We start from the raw sequence: 13558 nt of genomic DNA on the forward strand, positions 1-13558 counted from the left end.
TTTCCTCCCGATGACGCCGCGCGATTTGAGCGCCGCGACCACCTTGGCGTGCGGCAGGGCAGGGCCCCACGAGCTTGCCGGATAGCCAAGTCCCTCCGAAGACCTGCTCTGGCAAGAACCCCGGCATGAACTGACCCCCCGAAAGTTGGACACAACCTTCGGGGGTTTTGCATGTCCAGATTCAGCGAGATTGAGAAGCGCTCGATTGTTGAGCGCTACTTGAGCGGGGACGAGAGTTACGCAAGCGCTGGCTCCGCAGCAAGCTCGGTAAATCGGCTCGCCGCTCAGATTGACAGGTCGCGCAAAGCCATATCTATTTGAACCTTGGGTTGCAGGCCTTGGGGGCGGTGCGTTCGTGAGAAAGATCGATGGCACCGGGGCCGCACAGCCTCGCATCCCTGCCTCAGTGCGCCGCTCGCTCCTGGCCGACACCTCGCTGCTGGCGCTGGTGATCGGCGCGAGTGCCGCGCTATCTCCCCCCGCCCTGGCGCAATCGGTTCCTGCCGGCGGCGCCGTCACTTCGGGCCAAGCCAGTATAGCCACCTCGCCCTCCGGCGTGCTCATCAACCAAAGCTCCCAGAATGCCATCATCTCATGGCAGAGCTTTTCCATCGGTGGCGGCGCCACCGCGCATTTCGAGAACGGCTCCGGCGCCACGCTCAACCGCGTTACCGGCAATCTGCCGTCGTCGATCGATGGCTCGCTAACCGCGACCGGCTCGGTCTATCTGATCAATCCTGCCGGCGTCGCAATCGGCACCAGCGGCATGGTGCGCACCGGCGGCTCGTTCGTCGCCTCCACCCATGATGTCAGCGACAGCGATTTCCTCGACGGCGGCGACCTGACGCTGAAGGGCGACAGCAAGGCGTCCGTGGTCAACCAGGGCAGCATCGCCGCGCAGACCGGCGACGTGGTGCTGACGGCGCGGCGGGTCGAGAATTCCGGTACCATCGATACGCCTAGCGGTAGTGTCGGCCTGCTCGGCGGCTACGAAGTGCTTTTGCGCGACACTTCGCTTGCCGACGGCAAGTTCGCCGTCAAGGTCGGCGGCGCCGACACCGAGGTCGTCAACTCCGGCATCATCCGCGCTGCGGAAGTCGAATTGCGCGCCAATGGCGGCTCGGTGCAGGCGCTGGCCGGCAACACCAAGGGCATCATCAAGGCGACGGGCGTCAAGAAGAGCGGCGGCCGCATTTTCCTCACCGCTGGCGAGGGCGGCTCGGTCACAGTCACGCAGCGCGTCGTGGCGCGGCGTGCAGCGACGCAGCAGACCAGAGCCGCAGTGGCGGCCCTGCCGGACAGCGTGCCGTTGCCCGAGGCAAGGCCGGATTTCAGCGGCGGCGAAGTTCACATTACCGGCGGTAGCGTCAGCCTCGGTGGCGCCATCGATGCGGCGGGCGGCGGCGCTGCCGGCGGCGCTATCATCGCCGTGGCCAAGGACAAGCTCGATGTCACCGCCACCGCCAGCCTCGACGCCAGCGGCACGGATGGCGGCCTCATCCTGCTCGGCGGCGACTATCAGGGCGGCAAGGACGCCGCGACCAATTATTGGACCGCGCCTGTCGGCACGACGGCGCAGACCGATGTCGCGGCAGAAGCTACGATCAGGGCCAATGGCACGACCGGCGCCGGCGGCAAGGTCGTCGTCTGGGCCGACGATGAGGCATCCTTTGCCGGCACCATCTCGGCCACCGGCGTCAGCCAGGGCGGCGATGCCGAGGTCTCCGGCAAGGCATTGCTCGCTTACACCGGCACGGCGGATCTCAGAGCCGACAGCGGCCTATTCGGCACGCTGCTGCTCGATCCCTACAACATCACCATTTCCGCGGCAGGCGACTTTAACCAATCCGGCTTCACCGCCACCGGCGACGACAGCTTCATTAACATCGGCACGTTGCAAAATGCCCTGGCGCTGGCCAACGTCACAGTCTCGACCGGTGCAAGCGGTACGCAGGCCGGCAATATCACCGTTGCAGCAGCGCTGAGCTGGGCGAGCAGTGCGACGCTTACCCTGCAGGCGGCGGGGTCGATCGCGCTCAATGCCGACATCACCGCCAGCCTAGGCGGGCTGACGCTCAACGCCGGCAGTTCGATCGGCGCGACCGGCGCGCTGTCGCTTGGCCGTTTCACGCTGGCCGCCGGCAACTGGGTGCAGAACAATGCCAGCCTGCCCGGCTTCGAAGCCGCCGACTTCCGCATCGCCGGCGGCACGTTCCTGCGCGCCACCGGCGGCACCGGCTCGGGCGGCAATCCCTACACGCTGGTCGATGTCTACGGCCTGCAAGGCATCGGTTCATCCGTCGCCACGCTCTCCGTCAGCTACAAGCTTGCCAGCGACATCGACGCCAGCGGCACCGCCAACTGGAACGCCGGCGCCGGCTTCAGACCGATCGGCACCGACGTGACGGGTAACGTGATCGGTGGCTTCGGCGGCGGCTTCGTCGGCAATTTCGACGGTGCCGGCCACACCATCTCCGGCCTCACCATCAACCGGCCAACGGCCGGCCGTGCCGGGCTGTTCGGCAATCTCGGGTTGACCGGATCGGTCAGCAATGTCGGCCTCCTCGGCGGCAGCATCACTGGCAACAGCCCCGCAGGCAGCCTCGTCGGCTGGAATCAAGGCACGATCACGCAGAGCTGGTCCACCGCCAGCGTCAGCAGTTCAGGCTCGTGGGTCGGCGGTCTCGTCGGCATCAACCAAGGCGCGATCAGCCGGTCCTATGCCAACGGCGCCATCAGCGGCGGCACCTATGTCGGCGGCCTTGTAGGCGAAAATGAAGGCACCATCAGCCAGTCCTATGCCACCGGCGCCGTCAGCGGCACCAGCGATGTCGGCGGCCTCGTCGGCTGGAACAATAATGGCGGTACGATCTCACAGACCTGGGCCAGTGGCGCGGTCAGCGGCTCCAGCAACCTTGGCGGCCTCGTCGGTTCCCCTCTCAGCAGCGGCACCGTGAGCGCGTCCTATTGGGACATGGACACGTCGGGCCAGGCGACCAGCGTCGGTGGCACCGGCTTGACGACGGCGCAGGCGCGCAACGCCGCGAGCTATGTCGGTTTCGATTTCGCCAGCGACTGGTACCAGGCCGGCGGCATGCGCCCCATCGGCCGCTGGGAGGCGGCAACGCCGGTCGGCGGCGTGATCACCATCTCCAATCTGCATGAGTTGCAACTTGTGAACATCAATCTCGCCGGCAGCTACGTGCTGGCCGGAGACATCGACGCCAGCGCCACCCAGAGGACGTCCGGCATCTGGGGCGCCGGCGGCTTCGTGCCGATCGGCACCGACGGCGCCGGCTTCGTCCTCAACGGCGGCAGCGGCTTCACCGGCAGCTTCGACGGCCTGGGCCACACCATCGCCGGCCTGGCCATCAACCGGCCATCGGCCATCTATGTCGGGCTGTTCGGCAGCACCGGCGGCGCCATCGCCAATGTCGGCATCGTTGGCGGCAGTGTCACTGGCTCCGGCTGGGTCGGCAGCCTCGTCGGCTACAATGCCGGCATAATCACGCAGACCTACTCGACCGGCGGCGTAAGCAGCCCCGGTGGCTCTTATGTTGGCGGCCTCGTCGGCAGTAACAATGGCACCGGCACGATCACGCGGTCCTATGCCACCGGCAGCGTCACTGGCCTGCAATTTGTCGGCGGTCTTGCAGGCTTCAACAATGGCACGATCACGCAGACCTATGCCGCCGGCGCGGTCAGCGGCGCCACCGATGTTGGCGGCCTTGTCGGCTACGACGGCGGCGGCACGGTGAACGCGTCCTATTGGGACATGGACACGTCGGGCCAGGCGACCAGCGGCGGTGGCACCGGGCTGACGACGGCGCAAATGCAGGACCTGTCGAGCTTCCATACCACTTATGCCGGCTGGGACTTCACCAATGTCTGGGCACCGCCGAACCAGGTCGGTCAGAATAATGGCTCGGCCACCGCCTACTATCCCGAGCTCTACGCACTTTCCAACGTCATGAGCGTCCAGGCGGCCGACGCGACGCGCATTTACGGCGACGCCGATCCCGCCTTCAGTGCGCAATATTACGGCATGCAGGCCGGTGCCTACGTCGCTGCGCCGGGGATACTCGGCACGGCGGCGACACAGGCTTCCGGCGTCGGCAGCTATGCGATCATCGCCAGCGGTGCCGCGGTCGGCGGCGCGAACGCCGCCGCCTACCGCATTGTCTATACGGGCAATCTGACCGTGACACCGCGCGCCATCACTGTGACGGCGGACGTCAAGTCGAAGATCTATGGCGAAACCAATCCGCCGCTAACCTACACAGTCGGCGGCCTCGGCTTGGTCAACGGCGACACGCTGTCAGGCGCACTCGACACAACCGCTACAGCGGCTTCGAGCGTCGGCACGTATGCGATCGACCAGGGCACGCTCGACAACGCGAACTATGCGATCACCTACGCTGGCGCCGACCTGACCATCGGCCAGCGCAGTATTACGGTGACGGCGGACGCCAAATCGCGGCTCTATGGCGACACCAATCCGGCGCTGACCTACACAGTCGGCGACCTCGGCTTGGTCAACGGCGACGCGCTGTCAGGCTCACTCGACACAACCGCTACGGCGGCTTCGAGCGTCGGCACGTATGCGATCGACCAGGGCACGCTCGACAACGCGAACTATGCGATCACCTACGCTGGCGCCGACCTGACCATCGGCCAGCGCAGTATTACGGTGACGGCGGACGCCAAATCGCGGCTCTATGGCGACACCAATCCGGCGCTGACCTACACAGTCGGCGGCCTGGGCCTGGTTAATGGCGATGCGCTGAGCGGGACATTGGTCACGTCGGCGACGACGACCGCCAGTGTCGGCACCTATGGCATCGGCCAAGGCGATCTGGCGGCCTCGGCGAACTACGCCGTGACCTACCAAGGTGCCGACCTGACGGTGAACCAGCGTTCGATCGCGCTGTCGGCCAACGATCTCGCCCGCATCTATGGCGACGCCGACCCGTTGCTGACCTTCGGCGCGGTGGGCGGCGACGGGCTGGCCTCTTTCGACGCCAGCCCAGCGCATGCCGGTTTCGGGCTGACCACCACTGCCACGACGATCTCGGATGTCGGCAGCTACGCCATCGCGCTGACGGGGGCCAACGCCAACTATGCCGTGACGTTCACGCCGGGCATGCTGACGGTGAACCAGCGCGCTATCACGGTGACCGCAGACAGCCAGTCGCGGCCGCAAAGTGCGCCCGATCCGGCTCTGACCTGGTCGCTGACTGGCGGCAGCCTCGCTTCGTTCGACAGCGACGGGAACGTGTTTGCCGGCGCGCTCATCCGGGCGCCCGGCGAGGCGGTGGGCGACTACGCCATCGGCCAGGGCACGCTCACAGCTAACGCCAATTATGCGATGAGCTTCGTCGGCGGGGTGCTATCGATCACGCCGGTCCAGATTACCGACAGCCGCCCCTTCGAACCGCCGGCGGACGACAAGACGTTGCAACTGGTGCTGGACGACGCCGGCGACGCCATTCCCGCCTCTTGCAAAAGCGGCGTGCTCGGCGGCGGCTGCACGCCTTACGTTCATACGGACAATCGTGGTCTCGGCCCCTTCGTGGACTTCAGGCCATGATCCCAAAGAGTGGAAGTCGGTTGGTGCGATCGGCAAGCAAGGGACTGGAGCGGGGTGGCGCCAGCCTGGCTGGACAAGCGGCGGCATCCATGGCGAGGCATCGAGTCTCAGAGCCGGCAGTGCGGAACGCCGCACCCCCTCTCGCCCGCACACGAGCCGCGCTGCTGCTGGCCTTGCTGCTGCCGGCGGGGCCGGCGCTGGCACAGTCGGCGCTGGAGCGCAATTTGCCACCTCCGGTGGCGCCACGACCTGCTGCGTTGACGATCGGCACGGCCGATTACGGCAAGGGCGACGACACGCCGCTCGGCGTCAACCTGGCCGGCGTCCGCCTGATCGGGCCGGACGAGACGGTCCCAGCAACCGCGCCGCGCGGCGTCTCGATCAGCGAAGTATCAGGCATCGCTCCGCAAGCGGTGACCGCGGCGCTGTCGCCCTATGTCGGCAAGCCGCTGACGCGCGGCCAGATTGCCCGCATGCAGAGCGAACTGGCCGGCGTATGGCGCAGGGCGGGGTTTCCCTTTGTCTCGGTGACGGTGCCGCCGCAGGAGATTACCTCCGGTGTGCTCAGCCTGCGCGTCGTCGAATTCCATGCCGGGCAAGTGCATGTCGAGGGTGGCTCGGCGCTGGAGCGCAACCTTGCCGGCCGCATGCGGCTGGAACCTGGCCAGCGCATCGATGCCGGCGCGATTGAGGAGGACCTCGACTGGATCAACCGCAACCCGTTCCGTCATGTCGAGGGCGTGTTTGCGCCCGGCGACGAGAAGGGCGCCAGCGACATCACGCTGAAGGTCACCGAGGACAAGCCCTTCTCGGTGTTCGGCTCCCACGCCAACACCGGTAGCAAGGCGACGGGCATGGATCGCTGGTCGGCAGGCGGCGGACTGTGGCTGCCAATGCTGAACGACATGACGCTGTCATATCGCTTCACCCGGTCAGGCGAATTCTGGGACGACGGCGAGGTGTTCAAGCTCGACACCGGCAGGCCGGGCTATCTCAGCCATTCGGCGCGCATCGAGCTGCCGACCTTCGACCGCCAAGCGCTGTCGATCGCGCCCAATTTCGTCGAGACCAACGAGCTCGTCTCCGGCACGCCGTTCTCCTTCGACAACACGACGTTCGAATTGCCGATCCTCTACCGCAGCGCCATTTCCAACATCCTGCCCGGCCATTACTGGGGCGACATCTATTTCGGCGTCGAGCCGAAATGGCTGAAGCGCACCACCGCTTTTGCCGGCGTCGACGTCGCCAAGGGCGAGGCCAATCTGTTCAATCTCGTGTTCGGCTGGTCGGACGATTTCAGCGATCCTTATGGCAGGACGTCGATCGACGCCCGAGTCAAGGCGAATCCCGGCGGGGTGGTTTCAAAGAACACCGCCGCCGACTGGACAAGCTTCACTGGCGGCCGCGTCGACGACGACACTTATGTGACAGCCGGCGTCGACATCAGCCGCATGACCGACCTAACGCATGGTTTTGGCTGGGCGAGCCAGCTTTCCGCGCTGATCGCCGGCCAGGCGCTGCCGGATTCCGAACGGCTCTCGCTCGGCGGCTTCTACGCCGTGCGCGGCTATGGCAGCGAGGACGGTGCGGCTGATGCCGGCCTGGTCTGGCGCAACGAACTACGCCTGCCGACCTATGCGCCGCTGACACGGGCGGGAATGGGGGTCAGGGACGGCCTGTCGCCATTCCTGTTCGTCGATCTTGGTCACGGCTACGATTTCGCCGTCAAGGACCATACCACGCTGGCCGCGACCGGCGTCGGTTTCGACTACAATATCGGCGCCAATCTCGCCGCCAGCCTGACTGGCGCCGTTGCGCTGGCGGACGCCGGCGACACCCGTTCGGGCGACACCACGCTGACGGCGAACGTGCGTATTTCCTATTGAAGCCCGGCGCCTGCGCCAGGCCGGACAATGGCGGTCGAGCCCGGCTGCGGCGCACATGAAAGCCCTTGGAAGGGTTCCCTTCCAAGGGCTGAATTTTCTATTTGATCAGAACCTTAGACCGAATAGTACATGTCGTACTCGACCGGGTGCGGGGTCATTTCGAAGCGCATGACCTCGGCCATTTTCAGCTCGATGTAAGAGTCGATCTGGTCGTCGTCGAAGACGCCGCCGGCCTTCAGGAAGCCGCGGTCCTTGTCGAGGCTCTGCAGCGCCTCGCGCAGCGAGCCGCAGACCGTCGGTATCTTCTTCAATTCCTTCGGCGGCAGGTCGTAGAGATCCTTGTCCATCGGCTGTCCAGGATGGATCTTGTTCTTGATGCCGTCGAGGCCGGCCATCAGCATGGCTGCGAAGCCGAGATAGGGATTCGCGCCCGGATCGGGGAAGCGGACCTCGACGCGCTTCGACTTCGGCGAGTTGCCGAACGGAATGCGGCAGGAGGCCGAGCGGTTGCGCGCTGAATAGGCGAGCAGCACCGGCGCCTCATAGCCCGGCACCAACCGCTTGTAGGAGTTGGTAAGCGGGTTGGTGAAGGCGTTGATCGCCTTGGCGTGCTTGATGATGCCGCCGATGTAGAACAGGCAGCTCTCCGACAGGCCGGCATATTCGTTGCCGGCGAAGGTCGGCTTGCCGCCCTTCCAGATCGACTGGTGGACATGCATGCCCGAGCCGTTGTCGCCGAACACCGGCTTCGGCATGAAGGTGGCCGTCTTGCCATAGGCGTTGGCGACCTGGTGCACGACATACTTGTAGATCAGCATCTTGTCGGCGTTGCGCACCAGCGTGTCGAACTTGATGCCGAGCTCGTGCTGGGCGGCGGCGACCTCATGGTGATGCTTTTCGACGCGCACGCCCATCTCGGCGAGCACGGTCAGCATTTCCGAGCGCATGTCCTGGCAGGAATCGATCGGCGGCACCGGGAAATAACCGCCCTTGATGCGCGGACGGTGGCCGAGGTTGCCGGTCTCGTAATCGGTGTCGTCGTTGGACGGCAGCTCGGTCGAATCCAGCCGAAAGCCGGTGTTGTAAGGATCGGCCTTGTACTTGACGTCATCGAACACGAAGAATTCGGCTTCCGGGCCGACATAGATGGTGTCGCCGATGCCTTCCGACTTCATATAGGCCTCGGCCTTCTTGGCGGTGCCGCGCGGATCGCGGTTGTAGGCCTCGCCGGAGACGGGATCGAGGATGTCGCACAGGATGACCATGGTCGACTGGGCGAAGAACGGATCCATGTGGACGGTATCCGTATCCGGCATCAGCACCATGTCGGACTCGTTGATCGCCTTCCAGCCGGCGATCGAGGAACCGTCGAACATGACGCCGTCGGCGAACATGTCTTCCTCGACCTCGACGACATCCATCGTCACATGCTGCAGCTTGCCCCGCGGATCGGTGAAGCGCAGGTCGACGAATTTCACGTCGTTGTCCTTGATCTGCTTCATGATGTCTTTGGCTGTCGTCATGTCATTTCTTCCCTGTGTGATGACGTCCGGAATGGATTGAAGTTTCGGGTCAGATGGCGTCGATGCCGGTCTCGCCGGTGCGGATGCGCACGACTTCCTCTATGTTGGAGACGAAGATTTTTCCATCGCCGATGCGGCCTGTTTGCGCCGCCTTGCGGATAGCCTCGATGGCGCCTTCGACGGCCTCGTCACCGAGCACCACTTCGATCTTCACCTTGGGCAGGAAGTCGACGACATATTCGGCACCGCGGTAAAGCTCGGTGTGGCCCTTCTGGCGGCCGAAGCCCTTGGCCTCGGTGACGGTGATGCCTTGCAGTCCGGCCTCCTGAAGCGCTTCCTTCACTTCGTCCAGCTTGAATGGCTTGATGATCGCTTCGATCTTTTTCATGTAAAAAGTGGCCTCCACTGCCAAGAAGACGGGTTGTGTGCCCCGCTTGCGCCTCCATCAAGCACGAACCGTGCCAATCCTGAGGAGTGCAGGCGGTGAGGGGCGTTTTCGACCCCGTGCCGCATTCGGATGCAAATTCGCGTCATCCGCTGCATCGGATGCGTCATCGACGCCCAAACCTATACATCGCTCCTCCTCACGTCTGCGCAAAAAATGGGCAGGCAGCGCAATTTGCAGGCAGAACCCCTCTCGGATGCGACCGCATTTGCAGGACGATGCGTGGTCGCGATGGTTTGCTTCGAACCGAAAACTGGACAATGCTTGATCGCATGAAGATCGGCAATCCCATGCGCAATGAACTTCTGTCGCCGGCCGAAATGGCCGAAGCCGATAGGCTCGCGATCGCAGCCGGGCCGCTCGATGGCTACGGATTGATGCAGCGCGCCGGCGAGGCGGTCGCAGCCGTCGTGCTGGCGCGCTACCCGACCGCCACGAGGGTGCACGTGCTGTGTGGGCCCGGCAACAATGGCGGCGACGGCTATGTCGTGGCGCGGCTGCTGGCCGAGGCCGGCGTCAACGTGGCGCTGTGGACATCGGGCGAGCGGGCAAGCAGCGACGCCGCGCTCGCGGCCGCCGAATGTCGGATCGAGCGGCGGCCGTTGTCGGTTTTTCAGGCGGAAGCTGGCTCGCTGGTGGTCGATGCGCTCTATGGAGCCGGCCTGTCAAAGCCGATCTCGGGCGATGCCGCCAAAGCAATCCAGGCAGTGACGGAACTGGACCTGCCGGTGGTGGCCATCGACCTGCCTTCGGGCGTTTCCGGCGACAGCGGCGAGGTTCTCGGCTCGGCATTTCGCGCCATCCTCACAGTGACCTTCGCACGAAAGAAGCCCGGACACCTGCTTTTGCCTGGCCGCGAGCTATGCGGCGAGATCGTGTTGGCCGACATCGGCATTCGTGACGAGATTATCGATGAGGTCGCGCCGCGAGCCTTCGAGAACCAACCCGGACTCTGGATCGCGAACTTTCCCGTGCCGGCTGTCGACGCGCATAAATACAAGCGCGGCCATACCGGCGTCTTTTCGGGCGGGCCATCCGCGACGGGCGCGGCGCGCCTTTCAGCGCTTGCGGCCGCGAGAAGCGGGGCAGGCGCCGTCACCGTGCTCTCTCCCGCGAACGCCATGCAGGTCAACGCTGCGCATCTCACCTCGATTATGCTGCGCAAGGTCGATGCGATAGAGGACGTGCATGACCTTATCGGTGATCGCCGGCCGTCGACCTTTATACTCGGCCCCGGCTTCGGCATCGGCGACAAGGCGCGCGATTTCACCCTTGCCGTGCTCGCCAGGAAACGCAAGGACGGCGGTGTCGAGGGCCTTGTGCTCGACGCCGACGGCATCACGTCTTTTCGCAATGCGGCCTCGACGCTGTTCGAGGCGGCCGGCAAGCCGGACGCGCCCGCGCTGATCATGACACCGCATGAGGGCGAGTTCGGCAGGCTGTTTGCGGACATCGCCGGCGACAAGGCTCTGTCGAAACTGGCCAAGGCGCGCGCCGCCGCACAGCGCGCCAATGCCGTGATCGTCTACAAGGGCGCCGACAGCGTGATCGCATCGCCGGATGGCCGCGCAGCGATCAACAGCAACGGCGCGCCCTGGCTCGCCACCGCCGGTTCGGGCGACGTGCTGGCGGGTGTTATCGCCGGGCTTCTGGCGCAAGGCATGCCGGCATTCGAAGCGGCTTGCGCAGGGGTCTGGATTCATGCCGAAGCCGGCAGTCGTTTTGGGCCGGGTTTGATAGCCGAGGATCTGCCTCTGGCTATGGTGCCGGTTCTCCACGAATTGATGGAAAGCACCGTCCGATGAGACGGCTGAGGCTCCTTATCGCGGTCTTTGTCCTGGCGAGAGCATAGGTTTCTGCTCGCCGACCTATTTTCCTTTTCCAGATGCGCATCGACAACAACCATGCGACGCCATGGCGGCCACGGCTCGCGCGACATGGCGCCGGCTTTGGCGCGGTTGCGGAAGGATAAAATCAGGTGAATTGCGGCGTGTTCTTTTGGATCGCTGCCGTCAGCGCCTCGCGAACTCTATCTTCGCTGACGGCGCGCGTGTTCTCCACCCAACCCGGTGTCGAAATCGGCGGCTCGACAAAAAGCACCTGTTCGTTCACCGGACCGTGCACATAAGCTCGGTTCGAACCGTATATGAGCACGCATGGACCGCCAAGCGCCCCGGCGGCGTGAGAGATGCCGCCGTCGACACCGAGGAAGACGGTCGAGGCCGCGATCTGGCACATGGATTCGGCAATATCAGGCGTCGAGGTAAAATCGATCGCCTCGGGCAAATGAGCCCTTATTTCGGCCGCGGCCTGACGCTCCCGCGGCCCGCCGACAAGCCAAACCGACCAGCCGCGAGCAACATGGTCGCGCGCGATCGAGACAAAACGCTCCATCGGCCACGAGCGCTTGTTGGCAAAATCGGACGTGTAGAAGGCAATCACCGGCCTGGCCGGGTCGATGCCGTTGCGCTGGCGCCAACCGGCAAGCTCCTCAGCGGAAACAACAAGCCGTGGAGCCGGCAACGGTCTGTCTTCGGCTGGCTTTTTGCCGCGACATGCGACTGCGCAAACCTGTTCGGCAAGCCTCGTCTTGCGCGGGCCGAAGGCGATCATCGATTTCAGCCAACCGGCAGGCAGGCGGTTGACGATGCCGAACTGGAATTCGCGCGGATAACCGATGCGTTCCGGTATTCCGGCAAGCCACGGCACCAGGGAGGCCTTGGTGCTGCTGGTGAGCATATAGGACGCCTGATAATTTTCTCCGCGCAGTTTTCGCGCCAGGCGCAGCCGCTCTTTCAGCCCGGGCTTCCAGTGCTTCTCCGCTATCCAGACCTTGCGAACATGCGGCATCAACCGCGCCAGCGGCGCGGCGATCCTCGAGGTGACGATATCGATCGGCTGGCCGGGAAATCTCCCGGCGATGATTTGGATGGCCGCGTGGCAGCGGATAAAGTCACCGATCGCCGGCAGGCAGAAAACCAGGATGGGGCGCAATGCGCGATACCTTTTCGATCCGGAACGGCCGCCGCTGAGGATAGACGCTAGAGCATGATGCCGAAAAGTGTGAAGCGGTTTTCGGGCGACATCATGCTCTATCTCTTTGATTAAGAGACGGATTCAGATTTCAGGTCGATTCGACCTGAAATCATCCGGCTCTTGCGTGATTTCTCACGGAAGCGCTTCGCCATCAAGGATGCGGCGGTAGAGCTCCAGATAAGCGTTTGCAGCCTTCTGGATCGGAAACCGGTCTGCCGCGGATTCGCGGCATCTTTGCGCCGGCAAATCGCCGATTTCGCCGAAACCGCGTGCGAACTCCTCATCCGTGTCGAAGAAGCGGCCGGTATCGGCATCGACGGTTTCGGGCAGCGCGCCATGCGCCGTCGTCAAAACTGGCGTACCGCACAGCATGGATTCGACCGGCGCATTGCCGAAAGGCTCTTCCCAGGAAATCGGGTTCAGAAAGGCCCTGGTTTCGCCCAACAGGCGCACCTTCGGGTCGCCGTCGACCATGCCGTGGTAGCGGAAGCGAGACGACAAGCTCTTGAAAAAGACCCCCTCGCGGCGCGTCTTGCTGCGGCCAAGCAGCTTCCAGCGCGAACCGCCGGCGATATCGAGCTTGAAATCATACTTCTTCGCAAGGTCAACCGCCCGGTTGAGGCCCTTTCCGGCCCGCGCGATGGCCGCCATGAAAAACAGATGGTCGTTCTTCGAAGCCGCCAGCCGATAAGCGTCCACCGGAAAGCCATTGTAGACGAAGGTCTTGCGGCCATGCAGCTCGGCATGGCGGGCGCTGATGAAGCTCCAGTTCGGCTGCGGCCTCGGGTAATCCGGCAGATGGCCGCGCTCGGTATTGAGAGTCGGAAAGGGAACTTCGACCTTCCAGGCATGGAGATGGACGATATCAGTGTCCTTGGGAACAGCCGCTCGGCACTCGTCATTGGTGACCGCGTGGCGGACCTCGCACATCGGATGCGACGACCCCGGGCCGGCGATCAATGTCACCTTATGCCCCATCTTGACCATTTCCGTGGTCAGCCATTCGACCTGCCGTTGGATGCCGCCATAGCCTTTGCACGGAATAAGGCCCTGGGCCGCAAGTGTTATTCGCATTTCG

General features: G+C 64.3%; 7 protein-coding genes. 3 read left to right on the forward strand and 4 right to left on the reverse strand.

The window, feature by feature from the left end; all coding sequences use genetic code 11:
- Positions 1–355 precede the first annotated feature (355 nt).
- The gene (locus RFM68_RS09430; RefSeq protein WP_320232473.1) at positions 356–5590 is read left to right on the forward strand and encodes a beta strand repeat-containing protein; all 5235 of its coding nucleotides are present in this window, start codon (positions 356–358) and stop codon (positions 5588–5590) included.
- An 89-nt stretch (positions 5591–5679) separates the two neighbouring features.
- A complete protein-coding gene (locus tag RFM68_RS09435) occupies positions 5680–7476 on the forward strand; it encodes a ShlB/FhaC/HecB family hemolysin secretion/activation protein (RefSeq protein WP_320232474.1) in 1797 nt (598 codons plus the stop codon).
- A gap of 113 nt (positions 7477–7589) precedes the next feature.
- Here RFM68_RS09435 and glnA read toward each other — a convergent pair whose 3' ends face one another.
- Both glnA and RFM68_RS09445 read right to left on the reverse strand, forming a co-directional pair.
- Positions 7590–8999, reverse strand: coding sequence for a type I glutamate--ammonia ligase (gene glnA / locus RFM68_RS09440; protein ID WP_140646263.1), 1410 nt, complete (start codon positions 8997–8999; stop codon positions 7590–7592).
- Positions 9000–9048: 49 nt separating this feature from the next.
- Positions 9049–9387, reverse strand: a complete 339-nt coding sequence (locus RFM68_RS09445; RefSeq protein WP_018428041.1) for a P-II family nitrogen regulator — start codon at positions 9385–9387, stop codon at positions 9049–9051.
- 347 nt (positions 9388–9734) lie between these two features.
- Between RFM68_RS09445 and RFM68_RS09450 the strand changes: the two genes are divergently transcribed.
- On the forward strand, positions 9735–11249 hold the full coding sequence (locus RFM68_RS09450; protein ID WP_320232795.1) for an NAD(P)H-hydrate dehydratase: 1515 nt from the start codon (positions 9735–9737) through the stop codon (positions 11247–11249).
- A gap of 169 nt (positions 11250–11418) precedes the next feature.
- Here RFM68_RS09450 and waaF read toward each other — a convergent pair whose 3' ends face one another.
- On the reverse strand, positions 11419–12438 hold the full coding sequence (gene waaF / locus RFM68_RS09455; RefSeq protein WP_320232475.1) for a lipopolysaccharide heptosyltransferase II: 1020 nt from the start codon (positions 12436–12438) through the stop codon (positions 11419–11421).
- Between the two features lie 174 nt (positions 12439–12612).
- The gene (locus RFM68_RS09460; RefSeq protein WP_320232476.1) at positions 12613–13554 is read right to left on the reverse strand and encodes a glycosyltransferase; all 942 of its coding nucleotides are present in this window, start codon (positions 13552–13554) and stop codon (positions 12613–12615) included.
- Positions 13555–13558: the final 4 nt, after the last annotated feature.

The organism is Mesorhizobium montanum (assembly GCF_033977145.1).
Classification (GTDB): domain Bacteria; phylum Pseudomonadota; class Alphaproteobacteria; order Rhizobiales; family Rhizobiaceae; genus Mesorhizobium; species Mesorhizobium montanum.

Coding starts and splice junctions, on each gene's coding strand:
- RFM68_RS09435 (WP_320232474.1), top strand. CDS start 5,680: ATGGCGAGGCATCGAGTCTCAGAGCCGGCAGTGCGGAACGCCGCACCC.
- glnA (WP_140646263.1), bottom strand. CDS start 8,999: ATGACGACAGCCAAAGACATCATGAAGCAGATCAAGGACAACGACGTG.
- RFM68_RS09445 (WP_018428041.1), bottom strand. CDS start 9,387: ATGAAAAAGATCGAAGCGATCATCAAGCCATTCAAGCTGGACGAAGTG.
- RFM68_RS09450 (WP_320232795.1), top strand. CDS start 9,735: ATGCGCAATGAACTTCTGTCGCCGGCCGAAATGGCCGAAGCCGATAGG.
- RFM68_RS09460 (WP_320232476.1), bottom strand. CDS start 13,554: ATGCGAATAACACTTGCGGCCCAGGGCCTTATTCCGTGCAAAGGCTAT.